The following is a 25,329-nucleotide window of genomic DNA, read 5'->3' as shown; positions in this document are numbered from 1 at the left end:
AGGGGTGGGCCGCATCACCACCGATCACTTCATGAGTATTTCTCATGGATGATTCGGAAATGTCATAACTTATCGGTGTGAGCAATCGACCCCTTGCTGCCGCTGGTCGTTTCGTTCCCCTCCTCCGTGCCGGGCTGATCGCCGGCCTCGTCGTCGCCGCCGTGGCGTACCCCGTGGTCGCCCTGACCGGTGTCGGGGCCAAGGCGACCGCGCACGCCGTGGAGAACAAGACCAGACTGCTGACCACCGCCCTGCCCGCCGAGACCTCCTACCTCTACGCGCCCGACGGCAAGACCGTGCTGACCATGTTCTTCGAGGAGTACCGGCAGTACACCAAGCTGTCGGACATCTCGCCGCACATGCAGCAGGCGATCGTGTCGGCCGAGGACAACCGCTTCTACCGGCACCACGGTGTCGACCCGAAGGGGGTGGCCCGCGCCTTCGTGGCCAACGCCCGCTCCAGCGGGGTGTCCCAGGGCGCCTCGACCCTGACCATGCAGTACGTCCGGATGGCGTTGCGGGACAGCGCGAGCACCCCCAAGGAGGTGCAGGAGGCCACCGCCCAGACCCCGGTCCGCAAGGTCAAGGAGATGCGGATGGCGGTCGACCTGGAGAAGGAGTTGAGCAAGGAGGACATCCTGGAGCGCTACCTCAACTCGGCGTACTTCGGGCACCGGGCGTACGGCATCTACGCCGCCAGCGAGATCTTCTTCTCCAAGACCCCGAAGGAACTCACCCCGGTCGAGGCGGCCACCCTCGCCGGCCTGGTGAAGTCCCCCTCCCAGTACGACCCGGCCAGCTCGGACCAGAAGGAGGCCACCGCACGGCGCAACTACGTGCTGGACAACATGGCCCGACTCGGCTACCTGTCCCCGGACTCGGTCCAGGCGGCGAAGACCGAGCCGATCCGGCTGCGGCTGACCTACCCGCCGAACGACTGCGCCTCCGTACCGGAGAAGTGGAACAGCTGGGGCTTCCTCTGCGACTACCTGAAGAACTGGTGGAGTGCCCAGCCGGCCTTCGGGGACAACCGGCTGGAACGGCTGGACAAGCTGCGGCGGGGCGGCTACCGGATCGTGCTCAGCATGGACCCGAAGATCCAGTCGGCGGCCGAGAAGAACGTCGGCACCGAGGGCAACACCGGCAGCCCCTTCGCCAACGGCATCGTGGTGGCCGAACCGGGCACCGGGCGGATCAAGGCGATGGCGGTGAACCGCAAATACTCGCTCCAGGTGGACGAGAACCCGCTCAGCTCCAACCCGGAGGCGGGCCCCAACGTACGGGCCAACTACCCGAACACGGTCGCCCCCCTGATGGGCGGCGGCGACCTGCCCGGCTACCAGGCCGGGTCGACCTTCAAGATGTTCCCCATGCTGGCCGCGCTGGACGCCGGCATGACCCTGAACACCGCCTTCAACGCACCCCACCGCTACCGGTCGGAGATCTACGACGGCTGGGCACCGACCAACGCCAGTGGCGCGATGAGCGGCACGCAGACCATGTGGTCCGGTTTCGGTAAGTCCGTGAACACCTACTTCGTCTGGTTGGAGGAGCAGGTCGGCGCGGAGCGGGCCGTCCGGCTGGCCGAGCAGTTGGGGCTGCGCTGGCGTACCGACGTGGACCGGGACCACGCCTCCCCCTCGAAGGCCAACAAGTGGGGGGCCTTCACCCTGGGGGTCTCCGACGCCACCCCGCTGGAGATGGCCAACGCCTACGCCGCCGTCGCCGCCGACGGGCGGTACTGCGAGGCGATGCCGGTGGCCGCGATCTACAACCGGGACGGCACCCCGGCCACCTACACGACTCCCGGTGGCATCAGCCGGGAGGTCGCCAAGCCCCGCTGCCGCCAGGTGGTCAACGCGGACGCCGCCCGGGCCGCCACCGACGCCGCCCGCTGCCCGACCGGTGACACCCCGGCCAAGGGTGGCTGTGGCGGCTGGTCGACCGCGGACAGTGTGCGGGGCACGGTGGGTCGCCCGGTGGCCGGCAAGACCGGTACCACGGACAGCACCCGGTCGGCCTGGTTCGTCGGCTACACCCCGGAACTGGCGGCGGCCAGCTTCATCTCCGACCCGGACAACCCCTTCAACGCGGTGGGCGACGGCCAGTCACAGATCCCGATCGCCGCGGTCGCCAACACCCTCCGCGACGCCCTGAAGGGCAAACCCGTCCGGCAGTTCATCCCACCGTCGGACCGGATAGTGGGCTGACCACCGGCCCGGCGTCCGACTCGGGCGCCGGGCCCTCCGCCCCTGCCCCCGACCCGCTGGACACCGGGGCCGGTCCGCCGGACACCGCAGGCGGGCCGTCGGATATCGCAGGTGAGCCAGCGGGTGGGCCGTCGGATACCGCAGGCGGGCCGGCGGGTACGGCAGGTGGGCCGGCGGGTACGGCGGGCGAGCCGGCGGCCGCGGCGGTCACCAGGCGAGTCGCCAGCTGGGGGTACCCGGCCCAGTGCGGGACCAGTTGGGAGGCGTGCACCCCTCGCCAGACGAACCCCTCCGGAGCGCCACCGGCCCAGCTCCAGGCCGGACGCGGGCCACCCCGGGGGGACAGCACCCCCCGGTGCTCCTTGTGCCCCACGACCACCTCACCCCGGTTGGTGATGATGCTGTCGCTCTGGGCGGTGGCCTCCCGGTACCCGACGACGAGCCCGTCGCGGAGGCTGCCTACGGCGTCGAGCACCCCGCACATGGGCAGCCCGTCCACCTCCCGGGCCAGCCACAGCAGGCCGGCCCCCTCGGCGACCACCGGCCGCCCGGTGCGGGCCAGCTCCGCGACCGCGATGCAGAGCCGCCGGTTGGCGGACAACTGCTCGACGTACGACTCGGGCAGGGCGCCACCGACCACCAGGGCCCCGGTACCGGCCGGCAGCGCCTCGTCGGCGAACGGGTCCACCGTCACCACCTGCGCCCCCGCCGCCCGCAGCAACTCGATCGTCTCGACCTGGCTGTAGGTGCCGCCGGGCCCGCCGACCACGGCGATGATCGGGCCGGGGGCACCCGAGGGCGGCGCCTCGGTGGGCTGGGGTGTCCAGGGGGTCAGGCCCAGGGCCGGGGCGGAACGGGCCAGCCCGAGCAGCCGTTCCAGGTCGACCGTGGCGGCCACCGCCTCGCCGAGTCGCCGGACCGCCCGGGTGGCCTCCCCGGCACCGGTGACCACCGGCCCCACCTGATGCCGCCGCGACGGCAACACCGCCGGCAGGTCCTGCCGACGCAGGGCGCCGTAGACCGGCATGCCGATGTCGTCCAGCGCCTCGCGCAGCAGCGCCTCGTGTCGGGAGGAGGCGACCCGGTTGAGGATCACCCCGCCGATCCACAACTGCTCGTCGTACGCCCGGAAGCCGTGCACCAGGGCCGCCACCGACTGACCCGTCGCGGCGACATCGACCACCAGCACCACCGGGCTGCGCAGGGCGGTGGCGACCGCGGCCGTCGACTCGGTGTCGCCCCGGCCGCTGAGACTGTCGTACAGGCCCATGCTGCCCTGCACCAGCGCCAGGTCGGTGCCGGCGGCACCGTGCAGCAGCAAGGGGGCGATCCGATCCAGGCCGACCAGCCGCGGGTCCAGACTGCGCCCGGGTCGGCCGGAGGCCAGCCCCAGGTAGGCCGCGTCGACCTGATCCGGGCCGATCTTGAAGCCGGCGACCTCGATCCCCCGGTCGGCCAGCGCGGCGAGCAGGCCGATCGCCAACGCGTTCTTGCCGTGCCCGGACGAGGGGGCGCTGAGCACCAGACGCGGCACGACAGTCATCATCGACTCCTCGCGTACGGACGGGCGTGCCGACCGTCGGCGCGCTCCGCCCGCGTGACGATAGCCGAACCGGACGACTGGCACGCACCGGCCGGTACCCCTCCCATTCCGACCTCCCGCCCCTAGCGCCCATCGCGGCACCGGTACGGTGCGTCACCGCGCAGCTTGGCGGCGATGACCGACCGGGTAGCCTCGTGGCGTGTACCGGTTCCTGCTGACCCCACGCTGGCTGGGCATTCTCGCGCTGACTCTGGTCGCCGCCACGGTGATGGTGCTGCTGGGCAACTGGCAACTGGACCGTTACCGGGGTCGTACCGCGATCAACGAGCGGATCGACGCCGGCCTGCGGATGGCGGCGGTGCCGCTGCGGGACGCCCTGCCCGCCCCCACCGGGGGTCCCGGCACGGTGGGGCCCCCGCCGGCCGAGGAACGGACCTTCACCCGGGTCACCCTGACCGGCCGGTACGACACCGACAACACCGTGTTCGTCCGGGGTCGTACGGTCGACACCAAGGTCGGCTTCGAGGTGCTCACCCCGCTGGTGCTGACCGACGGCACCGCCGTGGTGGTGAACCGGGGTTGGATCCCGCCCGCCCCGGGTGGGGCGTTGGCTCAGCCGGTGCTGCCGACCACCCCGACGGGCGAGGTCACCGTGGAGGGTCGGGTACGCGCCAGCGAGAGCGGGGACGCCAAGGTGTCCCGCCGGGAGGGCCGGTTGGAGAGCCGCCGGGTCTCGCTGCCCCAACTCGCCCCCCAACTGCCGTACCCGCTGCACGGGGGGTACGTGCTGCTCGACGAGCAGACCCCGGCCGCCGATCCGGTCTTCAAGGCGGTGCCGGTGGGGCACGCCAACAACTGGCAGAACCTGGGCTACGTGGTCCAGTGGTGGATCTTCGGGGGGATGACCGTCTTCGGTTTCGGGTGGGTCGCCCGTCGGGAGGCCCGGCGGCTGGCCGGGGTGACCGACGACCGGCCCCGCGACCGCGCCGCCGACCCCTCCCCCGCCTGACCGCCCGCACCCGCTACGGCGACCCGGTGGGCGGGCGGCCCGCCTGGATGGCGCGAACGGTGTCGATCGTGTCGGCCTCGGCGGCGGACTTGTCCTCGCGGTAGCGCACCACCCGGGCGAAGCGCAGCGCCACCCCGCCGGGGTAACGGGTGCTGGTCTGCACCCCGTCGAAGGCGATCTCCACCACCTGTTCGGGGCGGACCCGGACCACCCACTCCCCCCGCTCCACCGCCAGGGCCAGGAAGCGTTCGGTCTGCCAGCGCAGCATCTCGTCGGTCAGTCCCTTGAAGGTCTTGCCGAGCATCACGAAGCCCCCGGTACCCGGATCGCGTGCCCCCAGGTGCAGGTTGGACAACCAACCGGTACGTCGACCACTGCCCCACTCGACGGCGAGCACGACCAGGTCCAGGGTGTGCCGGGGCTTGACCTTGATCCACGCCGCACCCCGCCGACCGGCCTCGTACGGCGCCTCGGGTGCCTTGACCACGACACCCTCCTGACCGGCGGCCAGGGCGGCGGCCAGCACCTCCCCGGCCTGCTGCGGCTCGGTCACCTCCATCCGCCCCACCAGCAGGGCGGGGTCGACCGTGTCGCCCAGCGCCGCCCACCGCTCCCGCCCGGGCAGGTCGATCAGATCCGTCCCGTCCAGGTGCAGCAGATCGAAGAAGTACGGGGTGAGCACGGTCGTGCCGGTGCGGGCCGCGGCGGCGCGTACCGCCGGGGCGACTTCGGCCGGCCCGGCGGTACGCCGTGCCGCCGCACTGGAGGTCTGCTGGAAGGGCAGCGGCCGACCGGTCTCGTCCAGCCCGATGGCCTCACCGTCGAGGACCAGCTCCCGGACCGGCAGGGCCCGCACCGCCTCGACCACCGCGGGCATCCGGGTGGTGATCTCGTCCAGGCTGCGGGTGTAGACCGCGATGTCCGACCCGCTGCGATGCACCTGGATGCGGATGCCGTCGAGCTTGACATCGACCACGGCGGGCAGGCCGGTGGCGGTCAACGCCTCGTCGACCGTCGCGGCACTCTGCGCCAGCATGGGGGCCAGGGGCCGCCCGACCCGCAACCCGAACCCGGCCAGGGCGGCGGACCCACCGGCCAGCGCGGCCACCGCCACCTCCCGCAGGTCACCGGCGAGCAGCAGGGCCCGGCGTACCGCCGCCACCGGCACCTCGGCGGCCCGGGCGATCGCGTCGGCGAGCAGCCCCGCCTGGGCGCCATGGCGTAGCTCGCCGAGGAACAGCCCGGTCAGCAGACGTTGCTCGTCGGCGGTCGCCGCCGCGTAGAGGCGGTGCACCAGGGCACGGCGACGGGCCTGCGATCCGCTGCCGTGCACCCCGGCGATCTCGTCGATCGCCGCGTCGACGGCACCGACGGTCAGGGTCGGCTCCGCCGCCGGCGGGGGCAGGTCACGCAGGCCGGCCCAGCCGACTCCGGTCTGCCGTTGGCGCAGCTCACCGGCGAGCCACCCGGCTCCGGCCGGGACCTCGACCGGGTCCAGCCGACGCAACGCCTCGGCCAGCAGCTCGACCTTGGCCAGTCGGCCGGTGGTGGCGCCGACGGCTGCGGAGGTGGCGGCCAGGTCGAGGAATCGCACGACCCCGATCCTGCCAGCCACCTCCGACGACAGCCGCCGATCGCCGCGCCACCGATCCCTCGAAGGTGGCGACGAATCCGCTCTCCGCGCCACCGGCCCGCCGACCCGGTGCGGCCGACCCGCCGGTCAGGCCGCCACCGGCTCCTCGACGCGCAGGCCCCGGGCACGGACCCCCTCAGCGATGCGGGACAGCGAGGCATCCAGGGCTACCAGGGCGGCGGACAGCTCCGCGAGCTGTTCCTTGAGCGTGTCCTCGGACCACGCGGAGACGTCGATGTCTCCCAGAGCGCTGACGGCGGCCCCCAGGCGGGCCATCTCCTCGTTCGTACGCATGTTCGAGAGGCTACAACAGCCCTGCGTCCGACACACCGGAAACGGCCACCAATCATCGGAAGTTACGGGTTGCGTCGTGACCCGGCCTCAGCCACCTTGGCCAGCAACAACGCCTCGGCCAGGCAGACCCGGGCGAACTCCCCCAGGTGCAGGCTCTCGTTCGGCCCGTGCGCCCGGGCGTGCGGATCCTCCACACCGGTCACCAGGATCGCCGCCTTCGGGAACATCTCCTGGAAGGTGGCGATGAACGGGATCGAGCCGCCGACGCCGATGTCCACCGGATCGGTGCCCTCCCAGGCCGTCCGGAAGGCCGACCGCGCCGCGTCGAACATCGGACCGCTGGCCTCGATGACGCAGGGCGCGCCGTCGTGTTCGAGGGTGACCTGGACCTGGGCGCCCCACGGGGCGTACCGGTGCAGGTGTTCGCGCAGCGCCGCGTATGCCTTCTTCGGGTCGTCACCCGGCGCCAGCCGTACGCTCACCTTCGCCTTGGCCGCCGGGACCAGGGCGTTGGGCGCCTCGGCGGTGGCCGGGGCGTCGATGCCGAGCACAGCGAGGGCCGGCTTGGTCCAGAGCCGGTCGGTGATCTTGCCGGTACCCAGCAGCCGCACCCCCTCGACCAGGCTGGCCTCGGCGCGGAACCGGTCCTCGGGATAGTCGACCGTGGCGCCCTCCCGGCCGGTCAGGCCCTGCACCGCCACGTTGCCGGCGTCGTCGTGCAGGGTGGCCAGCAGCCGCACGAGGGTGGTCAGGGCGTCCGGCACCGGCCCGCCGAACATGCCGCTGTGCACGGCGTGCTCCAGGGTGCGCACCTCGACGAAGCAGTTGACGATGCCCCGCAGCGAGGTGGTCAGCGCCGGTACGCCGACATCCCAGTTGGTCGAGTCGGCGATCACGATCACGTCGGACTCAAGGGTGTCGCGGTGCTCGGCCAGCAGCCGCTCGAGGGAGTCGGAGCCGTACTCCTCCTCGCCCTCGATGAACAGCACCACCCCTACCGGCAACCGGTCGCCGAAGGCCCGCAGCGCGGCGATGTGCGCCATGATGCCGGCCTTGTCGTCGGCGGCACCCCGCCCGTACAGCCGACCCTCGCGCTCCACCGGCTCGAAGGGGTCGGATTCCCACAGGGTCCGATCACCGACCGGCTGCACGTCGTGGTGGGCGTAGAGCATCACCGTGGGGGCACCGGCCGGTGCCGCCCTGCAGCCGATCACCGCCGGCTGCCCACCGGCCCGCACGATGTCCACCTCCAGGCCGCAGTCGCGCAGCAGCTGCGCCACCGCCTCGGCGGAGCGTTCCACATGGGTGTGGTCGAACCCTTCGAAGGCGATGCCGGGGATACGCACCAGGCGTTCCAGGTCGGCCCGTACCCCGGGCAGTTCCCGCTGCACGGCAGCGTGCAGCTCGGCCTCGGTCATGATCGGTGTGGTCATGACCGGCATCGTATTCCGGGCTTACCGCACCCCGACGCCCACATCGCCGACTCCGGTCCCGTCGCCCGCAGTCGACCCCGCCACCGCCAGGTAGTAGCGGTCCGGGTCGTGCGGCAGAGCCGGTGCGCCGTCGACCACCAGGTCGGCGCGGGAGGGGGTGCGGTCGGCCCGGAAGTGCTCCTGCTCGCCGAGGTGCCACCGCCGCAGCTCGGGCAGGATGGCCGGACCGTCCCGGGCCACCGCCCGGGTCAGCCGCAAGGGCTGCGGGGCGGTGACGAAGACCGCCAGGCTGAGGTCGGGCCGCGCCTCGGCCCGGGCCGCGCTGACCCCCTCCACGATCAGCACCGGCCCCACCGGCACCGGCACCGGGTTGGGCAGAAACCCGTGCCGTACCCAGCTGTACCGCTGGTAGGCACCGGCCTGACCGGCTCGTACCGGTGCCAGCACGGAGGCCTCCAGGCGGGGCCAGAAGGTGAGTTGGTCATCCCAGCCGGCGAGCAGATCGTCGGTGTGCACCACCGGTGGGCGGCCCGCGTCGGTGCCGGCCAGGGCGTCGGCCAGCCGCGCCGCGAAGGCGGTCTTGCCCGCCCCACTGGGACCGTCGATCGCCACCAACCGGGTACCCCCCAACCGGGCCGGTCGGGCCAGCACCCGTCGAGCCAGATCGGCGTACGCCGCGAAGAGCACCACCACGGGCAGGGACGTTACCGTTCGTGTTGTCCCACACCGCTTCCGGCCGCCAACCGGCAGCCCAGGCGGCACGATCGGGTCGTGTCCCATTCCGTGATGAGTCCCGGCGTCGAGGCGTTGCTGGAGCAGGCCCGCGCGGGCATGACCCGGTTGACCCCGCAGGAGACGGTGCAGGCCGCGGCCCGCGGCGCACTCGTGATCGACACCCGTACCGACGCCCAGCGTCGGGAACAGGGCGAACTACCCGGCGTTCTCGTGATCGACCGGACGGTGCTGGAGTGGCGGCTCGACCCGGCCAGCGACTGGCGCATCCCCGAGGCCACCGGGTACGACATCGAGGTCGTCGTGGTGTGCCGCCAGGGCTACAGCTCCAGCCTCGCCGCCGCCAGCCTGCGCGCCCTCGGTCTGCACCGGGCCACCGACATGATCGGTGGAGTGGACGCCTGGCGTTCCGCCGGTCTGCCCTTCTCCGACAAACCGGCCGACATCCGCTACTGACCCCCTCGACGCCCCACCGCGTTCCGGCGGGGCGCCGGGCGGGACGAAGGGCAGGTCGGCCGGCGGGCCGGACTCGATCAGCCGCCACAGGGCGGTGGTGTCCAGGTGTTCCTCGACCAGGTCACCCAGCAGGTCGAGAGTGCGTTCCCGGGCGGTGGCGAAGGAGGTGTCCGGGGCTACCCGGAACCCGGTACGCCCGGCCAGGCGGGCCACCCGGGTGAGGAACCAGCGGCGGAACTCGTCGGACTCGAAGGCGCCGTGCCAGTGGGTGCCGTGCACGACCCCGTGCACCGCACCCTCCGCTACCCCGTCGAGGTCCCGCAGCAGCGGAGTCAGCTGCGCATCGGCGGCCGAGACGTACCCGTGGTGGATCTCGTACCCGCGTACCGGCAGGTCATCGGAGCAGGTGCCGGCCGCCGGGCGGACCGTCTTGCGCGGGTCGAAGGTGACCTCGATGGGGAGCAGACCCAGGCCGGGTACGGTGCCGCGCCGACTCTCCACCGGGTCGTGGATGGCCCGGGCGAGCATCTGGAAGCCACCGCAGATGCCCAGCAGCGGCCGACCCGCCGCCACGTGGGCGGTGACCACCTCGGCCAGGCCGGTCTGCCGCAACCAGGCCAGGTCCGCCACGGTCGACTTGGAACCGGGCAACACGATCAGATCGGCGGCGGCCAACTCGGCCGGCTCGACGGTCAACCGCACCCGTACCCCGGGCTCGGTGGCCAGCGCCTCGACGTCGGTGGCGTTGCTGATCCGGGGCAACCGCACCACGGCGACGTCGAGCCACTCGGTGCCGTACGGGGCGGCGGGTCGGCCGAGCACCCGGCCGTAGGCGAGGGAGTCCTCCGCGTCCAACCACAGGTCCACCGCCCAGGGCAGGACGCCGTAGGTCGGGCGCCCGGTGAGCTGACCCAGCATCGCCAGCCCCGGTTCCAGCAGGCCCCGATCCCCCCGGAACTTGTTGACCACGAAACCGGCGATCAGTGCCTGGTCGGCGGGATCGAGCAGAGCCAGGGTGCCGAACATGGCGGCGAACACCCCACCCCGGTCGATGTCACCGACCACGATCGTCGGCAGCCCGGCCTGCCGGGCCAGGCCCATGTTGACGTAGTCCCCGTCCCGCAGGTTGATCTCCGCCGGGCTACCGGCCCCTTCACAGATCACCACCTCGTACGCCGTCCGCAGCTCGGCCAGCGCGGCGTAGGCGGTCTCGGCAAGTCGCGGACGCAGCGCCGGGAAGGTGTCCGCGGTCATCGTGTCGACCGCCTCGCCGAGCAGCACCACCTGGCTGGACAGATCACTGCCCGGCTTGAGCAGCACCGGGTTGAACCGCAGATCCGGGGCCAGCCCACAGGCCGCCGCCTGCATCGCCTGCGCCCGGCCGATCTCACCGCCCCGGCCGTCCGGACCGACGACCACGGCCGAGTTGTTGGACATGTTCTGCGCCTTGAACGGCGCCACCTTCACGCCCTGACGGTGCAGCCAGCGACAGATGCCGGCGGTCAGTACGCTCTTGCCCGCGTCCGAGGTCGTCCCGGCGACCAGCAGACCCCCGGTCATCGCCGGTGCCCTACCCGGCCGACCCTCGATCGGACAGCCCGACGGGCAACGGCGACCGTCAGCGGGTAGACCGCCGCGAGCCCGAGTGCCGCCAACCCGACCGCGCCGGAGATCCGAGCGGCCCGGGGCAGGTGACGGGCCTCCGGACGGGGCCCGTCACCGAGGAACGGGCGCACCTCTGAACGGCCGAAGTAGACGTTGCGCCCACCGAGCCGTACGCCCAGGGCCCCGGCCATCGCCGCCTCACACTGCCCGGCGTTGGGGCTCGGATGGTCGGCGCGGTCCCGCCGCCACACCCGCCAGGCCTGCTGCCGGTCGCCGTGCCCGACCGGGGCAAGAGCGACCGTCAGCAGGCCGGTCAGTCGCGCCGGCACCAGGTTGAGCAGGTCGTCCAGGCGGGCGGCCGGGGTGCCGAAGCGGGCGTACCGGGCTGAGCGGTGACCGACCATCGCGTCCAGGGTGTTCGCCGCCCGGTAGCCGAGCAGCCCCGGCAGCCCGGCCACCGCGCCCCAGACCAGGGGGGCCACCACGGCATCCGAGGTGTTCTCCGCCACCGACTCGACGGTGGCCCGGGCCAACTCCGGCTCGTCCAGGGTCGAGGGGTCCCGCCCGCAGAGGTTGCCGAGCCGTTGCCGGGCGGCCGGCACGTCACCGGCGCGCAGTTCGCGACCCATCGCCTTCGCCTCGTGGCGCAGGCTACGCCCGCCGAGCACCGCCCAGGTGCCGGCAGCGACCAACGTGGCGCGGGCGACCGGCCGGTGTCGGGTGGCGTAGGCGGCGGCGGCACCCACCAGCACCGGCGCGCCGACGGAGAGCGCGGTGAAGACGCCACCGGCCAGCCGGTCGGGCCGGTAGAGACGGCGCTCCAGGGCGGCGGCGGCCCGGCCGAACCCGGCGACCGGATGCCCGCGTCGAGGGTCACCGAGCAGCGCGTCCAGCGCGTACCCGGCGAGAAGTCCCGCCGCGTTGGCCACCGCACCCGTGTGCCGCACCACACCACCTCCGGCCGGCAGCCTAACCGAGCCCGACACGTCGATTAGCTCGATGCCAGCTCACGACGGCACGACCGGCAGTCGACAAGAAGCGATCAGCCCGACGCAGTTACTGCGTCTCTTCGTCGGCCAGCCGCCGACCACGCCGTTCGGCGTAAGCACGCACGTCGGCAGCATCCCAGATCCGGCCAACGGTCAGGGTGTCGATAGGCGCGGGGAAGTCCGGTCGGTCGACCAGGATTGCGGCACGCTGGCGCGATACGCCGAGGTGGTCGGCGACCTCTGCTAGCGCCATGACTCGCACGGGCGGACCTTCCGGCGACACGGATAGGCAGGTTGCCACCGGAGGTGTTGACCACCCCCGCCCCGGGCCCGTGGCTTCCCCCGTTCACGGGTCCGGGGCGGGGCCCACGCGCCGAGATGCTCCGGCGCGCAGGTCGCTGGTCGCGCGGGTCGCCGGGCCATGCACCACCCGGACCAGCGCGGTCAGGCCGGCTGCGGCAACCGTCCGCGACCCCGCCGGCTTCGCCCGGCCATCGCAACGTCCGCCTCGGACTCCGTGGCCTCGGGGTGCGACGGCGCCAACTCGTCGGTGGACGCCTGCTCGCTGTCGGCAAGCTTGTCGAACGGATCGGACGGAAGCAGGTCGCCCTCGTCGGGGCCGACGCCCTCGCCATAGCTGCCGGGGCCCGACAGTCCGGCACGCGGCGAATCGAAGCCGGGCACCTCGAAGTCCTCGTCAACCGGCCTGTGATCGAAGCGGGCGGGGGCCTCCTCGTCCGGTACCGACTCGGTCGGCTCGCCGTGCACCCGCTGCTCGGCCTCGGCGTCGGAGACCGCACTGGTGCTCAGGCTGGGCCGGTTACGCAGGAAGCGACCCCGCCCCCGGGACAGGTCGTGCCCGACCGCGACGGCCTCCAACTCGTAGAGGGTGCGGTGGTTGCCGGCCTCGTCGGTCCAGTCCCGGGTGTAGAGGCGCCCGCAGACGACCACCGGATCGCCGACCATCACAGAGGAGGCCACCCCCTCGGCCAGCTTGCGCCAGCAGTTGACTCGTACGCGCAGACTGTTGCCGTCCACCCACCGGCCGCTGTCCCGGTCCAGCCGCCGGGCCGTCGAGGCGACCTTGAAGTTGGCCACCAGGGCGTTGCTCTGGGTCGTACGACGCCATTCCGGCGCGGTCAGCACGTTGCCGACGATTGTGAGGGATCGCAAACCTCCATTAACTCATCGTGCTTACTGGCCGCTGGCGAGTCGCCGCTGGATGCGGCGCACGGCGGCGGCGGTTTCGGCGTCCAGGCCGACAGGCAGCGGGATCACGTTGCCGCAGGCCGGGGCCTGTGAGCGGCGGGCGCGTCGAGCGGTGTGTACGGCGGCACCGGCGAGGATCAGTGCCACTCCGGCGGCGGTGATTCGGCGGACGGCGGTGATTCGGCGGAACATCTCTACTGGCTCCCTGGCGTCGGGCGTGCTCGGGCGGCAGAGGTCAAGGCCTCTGCGGGGCGGGGCCGCGATGCGGCCGGGGGTGTGCCCTCTCGGGGCTGCCAGGGTCAGGCGGGCCTGGGGTCGATGCGTGTCGGTCGCCCGGCGGCGCTGTCTGCTCCGGTCCGGATGGCGCCGAGGGCGGTCAGGGCGGCTGATGGCGTGCCGCTGGTGGTGTCACCGTCGGCACCCGGCGCGCTGGGGTTGGGGGTGGCGTCGACCGGCTGCCCACCAGTGCAGCCTGCACCGGGGCCGGTGTCCGTGTCAGCCTGCGCTGCGCCGCGGGGTGTGCCGCACGGGGCCACCTGCCCGGCGGGTGTGCTGCCGGCGGTCACCCAGGCGGCGGTGGCCGTGCGCGGTGCCGGGGTGGCCGGGGTGGTCGGGCCGGGCTGGGTGGTCGCCCTGGGGTCGACCGCGGCTGGCTGGTCCCCGCTGTCGGCGGGCGGCTGCCCGTCGCCGGGGCTGCCCGGTGGGCCTCCGCCGGGTGGCGGGTCGTCGCCCGGCGGCGGTGCGACCGTCGGCGGCGTCTCCCCCGGGGGTGCGGCCGGGGTATCGGGGTCGACGACGACCGGCGGGTGCAGGGGTGCGGGGAGCAGCAGCGGCGGCAGCTCGACCCGCACCAGGCCGAGGTCGAGGTCGGGCAGCGGCACCTCGGTGGGCAGTAGCGCCTCGATGAGCCGGTCGAGGTGGAGGAGGTCGAGCAGCGGCAGGTCGGTGAGCGCCGGGATGGTGATGACGGTCGGCGTCGGCTTGGCCGGTGCAGGCTTGGCCGGGGGTGCCGGTTTGGTGGGCTCGCTCGGCGGCGTTGTCGGCTTGCTCGGCGCGGTGCTCGGCGGGGCCGGCCTGGTCGGCTCTGCTGGCTTGGCCGGCGGTGGGGTGGGCCCGGTCGTGGGCTCGCGGGTCGGCTCCGGGCGCTCCGGCTGCTCGGCGGGCGGCGGCGAGGGCTTGGGTGGCCGGGTCGGCTCCGGCGCGGTCGTCGGCTGCTCGACCGGCGACGGCTTGGCCGGTGGCTTGCTCGGCGGGGCGGGCTTGGCCGGCTCAGGCTTGGCCGGCGGCGGTGTGGGTGCGGTCGGGGGCGGCCAGTCCGGGGTGAGCACGTCGACCAGGTGCTCGATCAGGTCGGCGACGGGGCGGGGCCGGTCGGGTCGCTCGGAGGCGTGGGCGGGGCTGTCGGTGGCGGCGAGGGCGGCCCAGGCGAGTCCTGCGGCGGCGCAGAGCAGCCCCGCGCGGATGGTCGCACGCCTCACCTGCAAGACAGCCTCCCCATGGCGTCTCGACGGCCCCGGGACGGGGGCCGGACAGCCATGGTCACGTATGAGAGTCGATCTCGCATCCAGCCGGGCGCTGGTCGCCCGTCCGATTCGCGGCGGTGGATCACGGTTGCTGACGGTTATCCGCACCGTGACTTTGCGCTATCTGCAAATTGCGGGGTGCGCCCGTATCCAGCCCCGATGGCCCAATCGCCCATGATCGCCCGTCAGGCGGTGGACAAAGCCACCCGATCGGCCGCATAGACCCCGCGCAACCGGCCGCCGACAGTGACCTCCAGGACGTGCACCCCCTCCGGGATGCCCATCCGGGCTCGCTCATCCGGCGTAGGCGGCCTGGCCGTGATCAGCGCACCCCGCGGCACCGACTCACGCATCCGATCCACCGGCTCCCGTACCCGGATGCCGACACCCCGCTCCACGGTGATCAGCCCTTCGGACCGCAGCGCCGTGATGGCGGCCTGGACCGTCGCCTTCCCCACCCCGTAGTCGTACCCGATCCGGGCCTGCGCGGGCAGCAGGGTGCCCGCCGGCCACTCGCCGGCCCCGATCCGGGCGCGCAGTGCGGCAGCCAGCTGCCGATGCAGCGGTACGCCGGAATGCGGGTCGAGAGCCACGGCACGGACCGTATGGACGGCCGGCCGGACCACCGGTTCGCCGGTTAACCGGTCATCAGGTGATCTCGTCTGTTCGACGGCGGACGTACATGCCCTTGCCCTGCCACGTCTCGATGAGCCCCATCTCCTCGAGGAGCCGCAGGGCTGATTTCACCGGCGTATTGCTGGCCTGGTACTGCTCGCAGAGGGCGGCGATCGTGGGTAGCCGGTCGCCTGGCTTGAGCTGTCCGGTCTCGATGGCGGTGCGGATGTCGGCGATGATCTGCCGATACACGGGCGTGCGGGGCATGGTGGTACCTCGTCGTCTCGTTGGCACCTCCGAGCCTGCCAGGGGACATGACTCTGTGTGTGTCCTGGGTTGACTAGGAGCACTTGGAGTCCTACGTTCGGGTCGGCCGCTGGTCTCGTTGGCGCGAATCGCGGCTGATGGCCGGCGCGGTGGCGTCCCCCGTTCGCCGCCGCGCCGGCATCACCTCCCCGCACCACCGGACGGAGGCACCGACGATGGATGAGCGTCCGCACACTGGCCCGCTGCCGCCCGCACGCCCTGTGCCCTACGGCCGGGCCCCGCACCCGGACGGCAGCGAGCGGTACCCGGTGCCCCCACCCCTGCCGCGACGGCAGCTGGCCGCCGGATGGGTCGCGGCAGGCATCGTCCTGGTCGTGATGGTCGCCGGGATCGCCGGGTGGCTGGCGTGACCGCCACCGTCGACGACCTCGGCCAGGACGAGACGGCCGCCGCAGCGGGGCTGATCGTCCTCGCTCACCACGGTTGCCGGGACTGCCGGGCTGACCGGGAGCAGCCTCTGCCGGTGGCCCGCTGCGAGCCGGGCGGGTGGGCTGCTGCGCGGCTTGCCGAGCATCAGGCGCGGCGGCGCGACGCCGCCGGCCGGTAGAGACAGCACTGCGCCCCACCAGCCCAGCGGCGGTGGGGCGCAGTCGTGTCCGGGGTCAGCCCAGCTCGGCGCGAAGGTGCGCGGCCACCGGCTCGAACATGCCCGGCAGCAGCTCGACGGCCTCTGCGAGGGACAGCCACCGCACCTCGGCCAACTCGTCCTCGTCGCCCACCACCACGTCCAGCTTCCCGGCGGGCTGGCAGGCCAGGTAGATCATGGTCCGGCCGGTCTTCGGGTGCACGCGGCGGCCGATCTCCCGCTCCCCGGCGGTGACCAGCAGGCCAGTCTCTTCCTTCACCTCGCGGACCGCCGCGTCGGCGGGTGACTCGCCGGGCTCGATCTCCCCGGCGATGAACGTCCACGGGGGTTTGCTGTCGTGGCGGCGGCCGGCGAGGACACCGAGGGGGCTGGTGACGATCGCGGCGACGACCGGACTGGGTTCGGGCGTGGTTGCGGGTTCGGGCACGTGGTCCCCCTTCGGGTCACCGCCGCGTCTGCGGGCGATGAGTCGGTCGACGCCTGCTGCGGCGACTCGCCGGTGACCTCCGCGTGTGCGGTAGGAGTCGAGCGAGCCGCTGGTGACGAGGTCGTCGATCTCGCGGCGGATGGTCGATTCGGCGTCGTGGAACCCGGCGGCCCGGTATCGGGCGATGACTTCGCCGAGTGTGAGCCACGTGCCGTCGCCTGCCACCAGACCTCCCAGACCTGTCGAGTTGGTCAAGTCTCGCAGACGTGGGGCAGGTGGAGCGACGGTTGGTCGGGGTGGATCCACCGTCATCATGTCCTGAGTCTGTCAGACCTTTCTAAACTGTCAATGCTGTGCCATGCTTGCCGGCATGACGACCGAACGATCCTGGTTCCGCGCCGATGCCGCCTCCTGGGGCGAGCGCATCGCCCTCAGCACTGCGGTGGCGCTGACCGCCAGAGGTGAGTTCGACCTGGCGGTGATGGCTCACTTCACGCCGGGAATCGCCTGGATGTTCCCCGTCATGATCGACGTGTACGTGGTCACCGCCTTCCACAAGCGCCGGTGGCTCGACGTCTCGATCAGCCTCTTCCTGATGCTGTTCTGCCAGGTCGCCGTTCACCTCCTTCCGGTGTTCATCACCGAAGGCGAGGAGACGCCCTGGGCGCTGGTGATGGCGGTCGCCTGCATCGCGCCGATCGTCGTAGTCCGCGTGAAGGCGCTCGCCGGGAAGACGGCGGCCGAGCGCGAGGCGGAAGCCGCCGCAGCCCGGAAGGCGGAAGAGATCACCCGACTGCGGCAGGCGGCGGAAGACGCCGACCGGAAGAGCGCCGAACTGGAGACCGCACTCCGGGCGGAAGAGCGGAAGAGCGCCGACGCGGAGAAGCGCGCCCAGGCGGAAGCCGAGCAGCGCCGGAAGGCGGAAGAGCGGGTGGCCGCCGAGGCGGAAGCCAGGGCGGAAGAGAGCCGCGAATCGGAGGCGGAAATCGCCCGGCTGATCCGGCACGCCGAGGAAGTGCAGGCCTCCGCCCGTGACGCCCGCACCCAGGCCGCCGAGCAGTCCGAACTGGCCGCGAAAGTCGCCGGCCAGTTGACGGAAGCGCGGCTGCTCGCCGAGAGGGCCATCGCCGAGAAGTTGACCGCTGAGCAGCACATCTCCGCGGTGACTGAGTCGCGGGCGGCGGTGGTTGAAGAGCTGGAGCGGGTCCGGCAGGCGTACGGACGACTCCAGCAGCGGGCGGAAGGTGCGGGCCGGAAGACGCCTGCCGTTTCCGCCCCGGCCGGGCGGAAGAAGGTGGAAGCTCTTCCGGCTTCCGTTCCGGCGGACCTTCCGGTCGTGGACGAGGTCAGCCCGGCCACGGTCGCCCGGGTGGTTTCCGCCTACCTCCGCCTTCCGGGTGCCACCCGGGAGCAGATCGCTTCCGCTGCTTCCGTGTCGGACCGGACGGTCCGGAAGGTACTCAACTCCATCCCCGCTGACCATCCGGTGCTCGCGATCGAGGCCGGCGAGATTGACGACCGCGCTGCGGTCTGAGCCACCCACCAAGCCGCGGGGCCGGCCCCACCTCCTACAGCCGGACCGGCCCCGCCCCAATCTCCCGAAGGAGGAGACCATCATGCCCCGCACCGACAAGAACCCCACACCTACCGCGGTACCCGCCAGCCAGCTCGCCGAGTTCTGGCGCGTCGTCGAGATCTTCAACGACCTGCCCGAGAGCGCAACCAACCAGATGCAGAAGGTCTACGAGCGGCAGTGGGACGGCGGGCAGAACCGCATCGCCGGGCGCGCCCTCAAGCTGCTCGCCCAGGCCGGACGGCTGACCGACGATGTCGACTACGCCCTCGACAGCCTGTGCGGGATCGTCGGCGGCGCCTCCGACGTCGCCATCGCGATCCTGGCCCGCGACCTGATCAGCGCCGACGACTACAACCGGCTGACCCGCTGGTGGGACCAGTACTCCGACGGCACCATCGACCCGCCGGCCCGTCCGTCCGTGGCCTACCAGCTGGCCCGCGCGCTCGTCGCCCTGTCCCTGACCGCCGCGTTCGTCGCCGCGGCCGCCGGGCGGCTCGCCCTCGACTCGAAGGCGCTGCCCGGCGTCATCGCCCTGGTGACGGTCCTCGCCGCGATCACCGCCGCCCTCCGCCCCGTCAACCACTGAGGAGCACCTGTGCCGAACCAGCAGCAGGGCCAGCACGCCCGGAACTTCTTCGCGGGCGCCGACAGCCTCACCGACAACATCGCCCTACTGGAATGGTGCGAGACCAGCCGCCGCATCCTCCACGCCGGAGCCCTGGAGCTGGGCATCGTCGCGTCCGAACTGGACGCGCGGCTCCGCGCCATCCGCACCGGCCCGATGGGCGGCATGTCGGGGCGCGCCCGCGCCCGCCAGGTCGCCCGCCCCATCCAGCAGGCGTCCGAGGCCCTCGTCATCGGCGGCCGGTACATCGTCACCGCCGCCACCCGCTTCCAGGCCGTCTACATGCCGGAGCTGGAGCAGGCCGGCCACCGGCCACGCCGTAACGACTTCAAGTTCAAGGCCTGATCTGAGGATCTGAGGAGCAGCATCATGGCGAAGACCACGACGAGGATGCCCCGCAACGCCGGCTACGACGGCGTCGCGACCGTCCACACCGTGCGGATCCCCCTCTGGCCGTACCTGGTCACCCCGGCCAGCGCGGTCGGACTGTGGGCGGCCACCGCCGGAGCGCACGCCTACTGGGCGGACAGCCCCGCCGTGGCCGGCGCCGCAGCCGCCGGGCTCACCCTGGCGGGCACCGCACTCACCGGCCTGACCTGGCGGGCCGCTGCCGCCCGCGGCATCGTCCGCCAGGCCACGGCCACCCTTTCCTGCATCGCGGGTAGCGCTTGGACCATCGGGGCCATGCTGGCCGCGCCGTGGGAGCGGCCCTGGCTGGACATGTGGCTCATCGGTGCGCCTGTGGCTTCGATCGCCATGGCGGTGGTGCGGGTCATGCGCTCCGGTGGCGACGGCGATCAGGCGGACAACGGCGGGCTCAAGGAGGCCGTGAAGAGCCTGCGTGGGGCCCGATTCGGTCGGCCCCGCATCGACGGCGCCCGGGCCACCGCCCCCGTCGTCCTGGAGGCAGGCACCACCGCGGCCGACCTGGCCAGCGACCGGGGTGCGCTGGCGTCCGCCTTGGACGTCCGGACCACCGCCGTGCGGATCATTCCCGACCCTGACTCGGCGCAACGGGCCACCGTGTCGGTGGTGCCCGTCGACCAGCTCGCCGACACGCTCCACTGGCCCGGCCCCTCCGCTCCCGGCCAGTCGATCGCCGACGCCCCGGTCCGGCTTGGGGTGATGGAGGACGGGGAGCCGCTGGAGATCTGGCTGCCCGGCGACCACTCCAAGGGCCGCAACAGCGTGCACCTGTCCGTGGTCGGCATGTCGGGTGCGGGTAAGACCGAACTGGTGCTGAACCTGTGTGCTGACGTGCTCACCCGCAGCGACGTACGGCTGGTCGTCACCGACACCCGCAAGGGCGACCAGCTTCCCGAGTGGCTGCGCAAGAGCGCCCACGAGGCGCACCTCGACGGCGAGGCGGCCGAGGACTACATGGAGGACCTGCCCCGGATCATCGCCGAGCGGGCCCGCTACCTGGGTCAGCGTGGACTCAAGCAGTGGGTGAAGGGCTGCGGCCTGCCGTACGTGGTGGTGGTGAACTTCGAGGCCGCCGGCTTGGTCGCCAACAACGGAACGTTCGTGGACGTGACCGAGTCGGCCCGGTCGGTGGGCATCTGCCTGCTGGTCGAGTTGCAGCGGGCCACGCACGACCGCTTCCCGACCAGCGCTCGGGCCAACATCTCCGCCCGCATCTGCCTGGGTGTGGCGCGTCCCGAGGACGCTGAAGCGGCGCTGTCGGAGAGCACCCTCGACGCTGGTGCGGCGCCGTGGGAGTGGAAGAACATGAAGCCCGGATACCTGTACGCCGAACTGCCCGGCGTGGAGCAGGAGCGCTGGTCGATGCCGGCGCGGGCAGCCATCGCCCGCAGCGAGGACGACCGGGCGGCGGTCGTCGCCCAGCACCGGCACATCCCTGCGCCGGGCCAGCCGGAGGCCGCCCCTCGTCGAGAGGACCCACCTGTGACCACCACCCCGCTGGCCGACGACGACCAGGAGAAGCGCGAGCTGAACAAGGCGCTCGATCTGGCTGACCCGCCGGACGACGTCGACCCCGCCCAGCCCATCACTATCCCCGCCGACATGCCTCGACTCGCCCTCGGCCAGCTCCGCACTCCGCCAATGGGCACCGAGGAGGCGCGGGCGTGGATGCGGGACTACCTGCTGCGTCTGCACGACGAGGGCGTCGACCGGATCCGCCCGTCGGAGCTGGGTGACGTCATCGAGGCGACCGGCCTCACCGCGGCGTGGGTGGGCAAGGAACTGCGCCGGCTCACCAGCGGCCCGGACGCCCTGCTCCAGAAGACCGACCGGGGCGTCTACCGCATCCGCGTACCCGAACCGGCGTGACGCACAGTAACGCAGGCTGCGCCCGTCCAGACCATCCGTACGGTCTGGACGGGCGCAGCCGGGTCCAGATAAAGGCCCGTACGGATGCCGTCCGTACGCCAGGTGTACGGATTGTCCGTACGCCCGACCTGACCACGGAGAGTGAATCATGAGGAGCCTGGTCATCACCTACGGGGCCGGGGTCATCACCGGAGTCCTCGTCACCTGGGAGGCCGCCCGGCGGTGGGAGCGGGCCGCCTGGGCGTGGTCGTGGGCGGCCGGGTGGCTGTCCGAGGCGGCATGGCTGGCCCGTGCGGCTGCAGGGTGGATTCTGGCCGTGGTGGTGGTGCTCGTCGCCGCCGGCGCGCTGGTGTGGTTGGCGCTGTAGCCCCCGTAGATGCGCAGAGGCCCCGAACCCCTCTTGGGGCGGGGCCTCTGGCGTTGGGCGGCGCACAGGAAAGCGCTCTCCTATGTGGCCTTCGGGGGGCGGCCGGGACGCCGGTCGACGCCGGTCCGCTTGCCGTGGGCGGTCACCCGGCGACGCACCTCGGAGACGCTGACGCCCGCCTGCTCGGCGACCTGATCCTCGGGGGTGGCTTGCCGGGCTTCGGCGATGGCGGTGTCCTGGGCGGCGGCGAGGGCGGCCTTGATTTCGGGGGCGAGGTCGCGGAGGGCGCGGTACCGCTGGAGTGGGTCGGGGAGGTGGTTGGCGGCGGCGAGGCGGGTGCCGAGGTCGGGGAGGTCCATGCCAGAAATTCTACACCACTATGTTGCGGAGAATGCTAGGGCAGTGTAGAATTTAGGTACAGGCAAGGGGAGAACAAGGGAGACCGAGATGCGGACCATGACCACCGAGCGAGCCGCCACCGAGATCAAGCGCGCCTACGGCACCCACACCAGCCAGTACGGCCCCGGTGCCCTGATGAGCATGGCGCAGCTCGCCGAGCGGGTCGACCTGACCGCCGACGAGATCGCCGACGGCGCCCGCCACCTCGCCCGCAACGACCGCGCCCGGCTCACCCCCGAGTCCAACCAGAAGATGCTGACGCCCCTGGACCGCGAACTCGCGGTGTGGCACGGCGGCCAGTGGAAGCACCTGATCAGCTGGTGACAGCACGAAAGCGCCCCACCCGCCACAAGGCAGGTGGGGCGCTTCAACGTTGGTCGGCACCTCCGGGAGCTCACCGGCGGCACCGCATCGACGAGTCTAGCGACCGCCTACGACAGCGACCCGGCGCGGATCGACTGGCGCGGGTCCGCCGCCGGAGTGACCTGCGGCCGGACCCCGAACAGCGCGAACCCGGCCAGCACCGCCCCGCCGATCGCCGCGACCGCCTCGTCGGACACGTTGAAGCCGTACTCGGCGAGCAGCACCGCGACGGCGGCGACCGCACCCACGTACAGGGCCGGGGCGACCGGACGGGTCGTCCAGGCGGTGATGCCGGCGGTGACCAGCGCGGTGATGGCGGCGGCCTGCCCGGCGGACAGGCCGGGCAGGTTGAGCGCGGCCAGGACGGTGATGAGTGAGCCGATGGCGCCGATGACCAGCGCCGGCTCACGGCCGAAGATCTTCACGATGGGTCCTCCGTGGGTACGGTGATGAGCTGTGACGAGATTCCGGCGCACCCCTGGCGGCATCGCCGAGGTGCCCGAGGTGTGCCCGGCCGGACACGTCGATCCGGACGGCAACCCACGCACCACCCCAGGCTGGGGTGGCTGCGGAGTGTGTGACCAGATGGGCCGACAGTGGGGCTGCCAGGCACCCGGCTGCCGGTGGGTGGTGCAGACCTGCCACCAGTGGCAGCGGCCTACAGGTGACGCCCGTTGACGCCCGGTGCCGACGGACGGCCCACCAGCCGGCGCAACGCGGCGATGTCCGGCTCAGGTCGCCACACCTCCGCCGCCACCGACGTCAGCGTGTCCGTCAGCCGGGCGGCTAACCCTTGGGCCTCCCGCAGCTGCTCCATCACCCCGTCGAGCTTCGTGCGCAGTTCCTCGACATCGGCATCGGCCTCGTCGCGGATCCGGTCGGCCCGCTGCCGGGCCGCTTCCTCCGACGCGCGTAGCTGCTCGGCCCACCGCAGCAGGTTGTCCCGGCGTGACGCCCGCCCGGCGACCCGGTTGGTGATGACGCTGGCCAGTAACGCGGCCAGCCCGGACGCTATCGCCGCCGCAATGGTGGGGTCCACGCCGGCCCCTTTCCGTTGACAGGCTCAGGCCACCCCGCGATCAGCCACACCACCGCCGCGAACGCGGCCCAGATGCACGCTGACACCCACCCGTCGGGCACCTCCCCGAGCAGCCAGCCGGACAGGTAGAGGGAACACCAGAGCACCTTGATGCCGATTGCCGCCGTGAACGCGACCCGGTCGCAGTCCTGCCACGCGCCGATGGTGCACAGCGCGGCGACGGCCAGCCACAGCGCCCCCCACGCCCACAGCGGCATGGGTAGGTGCAGCCATGCGTAGAAGTCGGTGGCGGGGGGTTGCACGGTGGTGAGGCGGGTTGCGTAGGCCACGTCGAGGGCGGCGAAGACGAGCAGGGCGCTGCCGCGGCGGCCGACGCGACCTCGTAGCCGCGCCTCGGTCACGACTGCTTGCCGGCCGCCTGGAGCGCCCGGGACAGCTCGTCGACGACCTGCCGGGCCAGGGACTCCGGCATCACCGACACGATGTGCGCGGCCAGCACCTCCGGGGCCAGCCCAGCGAGCACGCCCTGCACGATGACCTGCGGGTCGACCGGCGCCTGCCCAGTCACCCGGGCCACCTCGGCGCGCAGTGCCTCGACGGCCTGGAGGGTGGCGCGGGTGCCCTCGACGCCAGTCTGGAGCGCGTACCCGAGACGCCACTCCTTGTTGGCCTCGAAATCGGCGTTGTTCCACGGCGGGCGGGCGGCGGGCACCGCGTCCACGCCGACGACCGCCTTCGGCATGCCCTCCAGCATCTTGAGCACCTGGTCGAGCTTCTTCTCCTGAGCCGGAGTCATGATGTCCCCCTTGGGCGTGATGCCGGTCGGGCCTTTGATTAGGCCGATGGTGGTCAGGTAGCGGCGGAACAGCGGCGTCTGGTCGCGGTTCGCCTTGATCGAGTCGCGGAAGAAACTGAAGTGGGTGTGCCACAGGTGGGAGCGGTCGCCGGTGTTGCGGCGGCCGAGCCGGTCCCAGCGGCGCACCACCTTGCCGTCCGGGCTGTAGATGATCTCCCGGATGTCGCGGGCGTCCGGCGCGTCGGCCTGGCACTGCGCCACACACCAGGCCGAGAAGGTGGCCAGGTTGTGGTTACGGCCACCGACGCTGACCTGGAACATGCCCACGTCGAGCGCGGCGGCGTCGAGGGTCAGGCCGTTGCGGTCGCGCGACGACTCGACCACCGAGTAGTCGTTGGTCACCACCCGGTCGGAACCACAGTGGTAGCCGCCCCGGTGGGCGGCGTCGCCGATGATCCCGACCTCGTTCGGCTCCAGGTCCTGGTCGCGGACCTTGCCGGGGTCAACGTCGAGGTGGTCGAGCAGCAGCCGGCGGACCGCCATCAGGTTTTCTGGTGCCCGCGTCATCGGGTGCCTCCGTCAGAAGTCGTGGTCCCGCGCAAGCGAGCGAGCGGGGAGTGATGGCGTTACGGTCGGTGGCATGCCTCGCCGTCGATACGAGTACACGGCCGCCGACCGAAAGCTGATGCGCCGCATGGCGTGGATCACCGTGGGCGCTCTGGTGTGGATCGCCGCGATGTGGGCGATCCTGCTGCTGCGCTAGGGCCTGCGCATCCGCCGGACCGTCGCGAAGGAAGCCGCGTGCAGGCTGGTGGCGCTGGCGTTGCTGGACGCCTGCGCGAACCGGAAGACCAGCGTGCCCGCCCCGTCAACGATCAGGCGCTCACGGATGAGCTGCGTCGTCGTCGTGCTGTACTGCGCGCTGACCTGCTCCTCGTCCAACGTGGCGATCTGCCGCCACCGCATCTCTCCGATGTTGTGGCTGGCGTCCGTGGTGGATGCCGCCGACCCGGCCGACCCGATGTCACGGGACAGGCCGGTCACCGTGCCGGTGGACCGCCACGCCCACCTGATCCCGCCCCCGTTGGCGGTGTACCGCACCGACAGCTCCACCTCGCTGATGGAGACGATGGGTACGACCAGGACGGTGTCTTGCAGCGTTGCCTGCGACGTGAGGCTCGGTGTCGCATCCAGCGGGTAGTAGGCCGTCATTGGCGCGTTGAGTCGGGCGGGGGTGAGCCGCTGCCCCGACAGGATCGTGATCGGCACTCAGGTCTC

Annotated in this window: 32 protein-coding genes and 1 pseudogene; 13 read left to right on the top strand and 20 right to left on the bottom strand. The window is 72.4% G+C overall.

Annotated features, from left to right (window positions below; genetic code table 11):
• Positions 1-77: 77 nt before the first annotated feature.
• Complete coding sequence (locus ACLQ2T_RS24790) at positions 78-2,210, top strand: transglycosylase domain-containing protein (RefSeq protein ID WP_425768765.1); 2,133 nt, start codon at positions 78-80, stop codon at positions 2,208-2,210.
• Here the strand turns inward: ACLQ2T_RS24790 and ACLQ2T_RS24785 are convergent.
• Positions 2,179-3,753 (bottom strand): cobyrinate a,c-diamide synthase, encoded by a 1,575-nt coding sequence (locus tag ACLQ2T_RS24785; protein WP_425768764.1) that lies wholly within the window; start codon positions 3,751-3,753, stop codon positions 2,179-2,181. The two genes, ACLQ2T_RS24790 and ACLQ2T_RS24785, sit on opposite strands and share 32 nt — an antisense overlap.
• A gap of 199 nt (positions 3,754-3,952) precedes the next feature.
• On the opposite strand from ACLQ2T_RS24785, the gene ACLQ2T_RS24780 reads away from it, so the two are divergent.
• On the top strand, positions 3,953-4,762 hold the full coding sequence (locus tag ACLQ2T_RS24780; RefSeq protein WP_425768763.1) for an SURF1 family protein: 810 nt from the start codon (positions 3,953-3,955) through the stop codon (positions 4,760-4,762).
• A 13-nt stretch (positions 4,763-4,775) separates the two neighbouring features.
• Here the strand turns inward: ACLQ2T_RS24780 and ACLQ2T_RS24775 are convergent, their stop codons facing one another.
• The 4 genes from ACLQ2T_RS24775 to ACLQ2T_RS24760 all read right to left on the bottom strand — a co-directional run bounded on the left by ACLQ2T_RS24775 (position 4,776) and on the right by ACLQ2T_RS24760 (position 8,815).
• On the bottom strand, positions 4,776-6,356 hold the full coding sequence (locus tag ACLQ2T_RS24775; protein ID WP_425768762.1) for an ATP-dependent DNA ligase: 1,581 nt from the start codon (positions 6,354-6,356) through the stop codon (positions 4,776-4,778).
• Between the two features lie 126 nt (positions 6,357-6,482).
• Positions 6,483-6,689 (bottom strand): hypothetical protein, encoded by a 207-nt coding sequence (locus tag ACLQ2T_RS24770; RefSeq protein WP_327024436.1) that lies wholly within the window; start codon positions 6,687-6,689, stop codon positions 6,483-6,485.
• A gap of 62 nt (positions 6,690-6,751) precedes the next feature.
• Positions 6,752-8,122 (bottom strand): dipeptidase, encoded by a 1,371-nt coding sequence (locus tag ACLQ2T_RS24765; RefSeq protein ID WP_425768761.1) that lies wholly within the window; start codon positions 8,120-8,122, stop codon positions 6,752-6,754.
• A 21-nt stretch (positions 8,123-8,143) separates the two neighbouring features.
• The gene (locus ACLQ2T_RS24760) at positions 8,144-8,815 is read right to left on the bottom strand and encodes a uridine kinase family protein (RefSeq protein WP_425768760.1); all 672 of its coding nucleotides are present in this window, start codon (positions 8,813-8,815) and stop codon (positions 8,144-8,146) included.
• Positions 8,816-8,908: 93 nt separating this feature from the next.
• Between ACLQ2T_RS24760 and ACLQ2T_RS24755 the strand changes: the two genes are divergently transcribed.
• Positions 8,909-9,310, top strand: coding sequence for a rhodanese-like domain-containing protein (locus ACLQ2T_RS24755; protein WP_425768808.1), 402 nt, complete (start codon positions 8,909-8,911; stop codon positions 9,308-9,310).
• On the opposite strand, the pseudogene ACLQ2T_RS24750 reads toward ACLQ2T_RS24755, so the two are convergent.
• The 8 genes and pseudogenes from ACLQ2T_RS24750 to ACLQ2T_RS24715 form a co-directional block, all read right to left on the bottom strand.
• Positions 9,206-10,870 (bottom strand): annotated as a pseudogene (locus ACLQ2T_RS24750) (cobyric acid synthase); the annotation flags it as partial. The gene ACLQ2T_RS24755 and the pseudogene ACLQ2T_RS24750 sit on opposite strands and share 105 nt — an antisense overlap.
• Positions 10,867-11,862, bottom strand: coding sequence for a cobalamin biosynthesis protein (locus tag ACLQ2T_RS24745; protein ID WP_425768759.1), 996 nt, complete (start codon positions 11,860-11,862; stop codon positions 10,867-10,869). The pseudogene ACLQ2T_RS24750 and the gene ACLQ2T_RS24745, both read right to left, overlap by 4 nt.
• Before the next feature lie 109 nt (positions 11,863-11,971).
• Positions 11,972-12,157 (bottom strand): helix-turn-helix transcriptional regulator, encoded by a 186-nt coding sequence (locus ACLQ2T_RS24740; protein WP_327024431.1) that lies wholly within the window; start codon positions 12,155-12,157, stop codon positions 11,972-11,974.
• A gap of 191 nt (positions 12,158-12,348) precedes the next feature.
• Positions 12,349-13,077 carry a single-stranded DNA-binding protein gene (locus ACLQ2T_RS24735; protein WP_425768758.1) on the bottom strand — a complete coding sequence of 243 codons (729 nt, stop codon included), beginning with the start codon at positions 13,075-13,077 and terminating at the stop codon, positions 12,349-12,351.
• Positions 13,078-13,098: 21 nt separating this feature from the next.
• On the bottom strand, positions 13,099-13,305 hold the full coding sequence (locus ACLQ2T_RS24730) for a hypothetical protein (protein ID WP_425768757.1): 207 nt from the start codon (positions 13,303-13,305) through the stop codon (positions 13,099-13,101).
• A gap of 107 nt (positions 13,306-13,412) precedes the next feature.
• On the bottom strand, positions 13,413-14,597 hold the full coding sequence (locus ACLQ2T_RS24725) for a hypothetical protein (protein ID WP_425768756.1): 1,185 nt from the start codon (positions 14,595-14,597) through the stop codon (positions 13,413-13,415).
• 224 nt (positions 14,598-14,821) lie between these two features.
• A complete protein-coding gene (locus ACLQ2T_RS24720; protein ID WP_425768755.1) occupies positions 14,822-15,229 on the bottom strand; it encodes a GntR family transcriptional regulator in 408 nt (135 codons plus the stop codon).
• Between the two features lie 55 nt (positions 15,230-15,284).
• On the bottom strand, positions 15,285-15,518 hold the full coding sequence (locus ACLQ2T_RS24715) for a winged helix-turn-helix domain-containing protein (RefSeq protein ID WP_425768754.1): 234 nt from the start codon (positions 15,516-15,518) through the stop codon (positions 15,285-15,287).
• Positions 15,519-15,733: 215 nt separating this feature from the next.
• Between ACLQ2T_RS24715 and ACLQ2T_RS24710 the strand changes: the two genes are divergently transcribed.
• On the top strand, positions 15,734-15,928 hold the full coding sequence (locus tag ACLQ2T_RS24710) for a hypothetical protein (protein WP_425768753.1): 195 nt from the start codon (positions 15,734-15,736) through the stop codon (positions 15,926-15,928).
• Positions 15,925-16,125 carry a hypothetical protein gene (locus ACLQ2T_RS24705; RefSeq protein ID WP_425768752.1) on the top strand — a complete coding sequence of 67 codons (201 nt, stop codon included), beginning with the start codon at positions 15,925-15,927 and terminating at the stop codon, positions 16,123-16,125. Before ACLQ2T_RS24710 ends, ACLQ2T_RS24705 begins: the two co-directional genes overlap by 4 nt.
• Before the next feature lie 55 nt (positions 16,126-16,180).
• On the opposite strand, the gene ACLQ2T_RS24700 is transcribed toward ACLQ2T_RS24705, so the two are convergent.
• Positions 16,181-16,816: an NUDIX hydrolase gene (locus tag ACLQ2T_RS24700; protein WP_425768751.1), complete on the bottom strand. Its 636-nt coding sequence runs from the start codon at positions 16,814-16,816 to the stop codon at positions 16,181-16,183.
• Positions 16,817-16,961: 145 nt separating this feature from the next.
• On the opposite strand from ACLQ2T_RS24700, the gene ACLQ2T_RS24695 reads away from it, so the two are divergent.
• The 5 genes from ACLQ2T_RS24695 (at position 16,962) to ACLQ2T_RS24675 (ending at position 21,454) form a co-directional block, all read left to right on the top strand.
• The gene (locus ACLQ2T_RS24695) at positions 16,962-18,125 is read left to right on the top strand and encodes a hypothetical protein (protein WP_425768750.1); all 1,164 of its coding nucleotides are present in this window, start codon (positions 16,962-16,964) and stop codon (positions 18,123-18,125) included.
• Between the two features lie 82 nt (positions 18,126-18,207).
• A complete protein-coding gene (locus tag ACLQ2T_RS24690; RefSeq protein ID WP_425768749.1) occupies positions 18,208-18,753 on the top strand; it encodes a hypothetical protein in 546 nt (181 codons plus the stop codon).
• A 9-nt stretch (positions 18,754-18,762) separates the two neighbouring features.
• The gene (locus tag ACLQ2T_RS24685; protein ID WP_425768748.1) at positions 18,763-19,137 is read left to right on the top strand and encodes a hypothetical protein; all 375 of its coding nucleotides are present in this window, start codon (positions 18,763-18,765) and stop codon (positions 19,135-19,137) included.
• A 24-nt stretch (positions 19,138-19,161) separates the two neighbouring features.
• A complete protein-coding gene (locus ACLQ2T_RS24680) occupies positions 19,162-21,087 on the top strand; it encodes a conjugal transfer protein TraB (RefSeq protein ID WP_425768747.1) in 1,926 nt (641 codons plus the stop codon).
• A gap of 148 nt (positions 21,088-21,235) precedes the next feature.
• Positions 21,236-21,454, top strand: coding sequence for a hypothetical protein (locus ACLQ2T_RS24675; protein ID WP_425768746.1), 219 nt, complete (start codon positions 21,236-21,238; stop codon positions 21,452-21,454).
• Positions 21,455-21,534: 80 nt separating this feature from the next.
• Here the strand turns inward: ACLQ2T_RS24675 and ACLQ2T_RS24670 are convergent, their stop codons facing one another.
• Positions 21,535-21,813: a hypothetical protein gene (locus ACLQ2T_RS24670; protein WP_425768745.1), complete on the bottom strand. Its 279-nt coding sequence runs from the start codon at positions 21,811-21,813 to the stop codon at positions 21,535-21,537.
• 88 nt (positions 21,814-21,901) lie between these two features.
• Here ACLQ2T_RS24670 and ACLQ2T_RS24665 point away from each other — a divergent pair, with 88 nt between their 5' ends.
• Positions 21,902-22,177 carry a hypothetical protein gene (locus tag ACLQ2T_RS24665; RefSeq protein ID WP_425768744.1) on the top strand — a complete coding sequence of 92 codons (276 nt, stop codon included), beginning with the start codon at positions 21,902-21,904 and terminating at the stop codon, positions 22,175-22,177.
• 107 nt (positions 22,178-22,284) lie between these two features.
• On the opposite strand, the gene ACLQ2T_RS24660 is transcribed toward ACLQ2T_RS24665, so the two are convergent.
• A complete protein-coding gene (locus ACLQ2T_RS24660; RefSeq protein ID WP_425768743.1) occupies positions 22,285-22,641 on the bottom strand; it encodes a hypothetical protein in 357 nt (118 codons plus the stop codon).
• Between the two features lie 31 nt (positions 22,642-22,672).
• On the opposite strand from ACLQ2T_RS24660, the gene ACLQ2T_RS24655 reads away from it, so the two are divergent.
• Complete coding sequence (locus tag ACLQ2T_RS24655) at positions 22,673-22,894, top strand: hypothetical protein (protein WP_425768742.1); 222 nt, start codon at positions 22,673-22,675, stop codon at positions 22,892-22,894.
• On the opposite strand, the gene ACLQ2T_RS24650 is transcribed toward ACLQ2T_RS24655, so the two are convergent.
• The 3 genes from ACLQ2T_RS24650 to ACLQ2T_RS24640 are packed head-to-tail and all read right to left on the bottom strand — an operon-like array spanning position 22,875 to position 24,618.
• Positions 22,875-23,255, bottom strand: a complete 381-nt coding sequence (locus ACLQ2T_RS24650; RefSeq protein ID WP_425768741.1) for a hypothetical protein — start codon at positions 23,253-23,255, stop codon at positions 22,875-22,877. The genes ACLQ2T_RS24655 and ACLQ2T_RS24650 overlap by 20 nt on opposite strands.
• Positions 23,228-23,656, bottom strand: coding sequence for a hypothetical protein (locus ACLQ2T_RS24645; protein WP_425768740.1), 429 nt, complete (start codon positions 23,654-23,656; stop codon positions 23,228-23,230). The genes ACLQ2T_RS24650 and ACLQ2T_RS24645 overlap by 28 nt, the downstream gene beginning before the upstream one ends.
• A complete protein-coding gene (locus ACLQ2T_RS24640) occupies positions 23,653-24,618 on the bottom strand; it encodes a hypothetical protein (RefSeq protein ID WP_425768739.1) in 966 nt (321 codons plus the stop codon). The genes ACLQ2T_RS24645 and ACLQ2T_RS24640 overlap by 4 nt, the downstream gene beginning before the upstream one ends.
• Before the next feature lie 73 nt (positions 24,619-24,691).
• On the opposite strand from ACLQ2T_RS24640, the gene ACLQ2T_RS24635 reads away from it, so the two are divergent.
• A complete protein-coding gene (locus ACLQ2T_RS24635; RefSeq protein ID WP_425768738.1) occupies positions 24,692-24,814 on the top strand; it encodes a hypothetical protein in 123 nt (40 codons plus the stop codon).
• Here ACLQ2T_RS24635 and ACLQ2T_RS24630 read toward each other — a convergent pair.
• Positions 24,811-25,320, bottom strand: a complete 510-nt coding sequence (locus ACLQ2T_RS24630) for a hypothetical protein (RefSeq protein ID WP_425768737.1) — start codon at positions 25,318-25,320, stop codon at positions 24,811-24,813. The two genes, ACLQ2T_RS24635 and ACLQ2T_RS24630, sit on opposite strands and share 4 nt — an antisense overlap.
• Between the last annotated feature and the right edge of the window lie 9 nt (positions 25,321-25,329).

It is taken from the genome of Micromonospora sp. DT229 (assembly GCF_049844505.1).
GTDB lineage: Bacteria > Actinomycetota > Actinomycetes > Mycobacteriales > Micromonosporaceae > Micromonospora.
The sequence above is the reverse complement of the archived record's forward strand: the minus strand, read 5'-3'. Positions and strand labels throughout refer to the sequence as shown.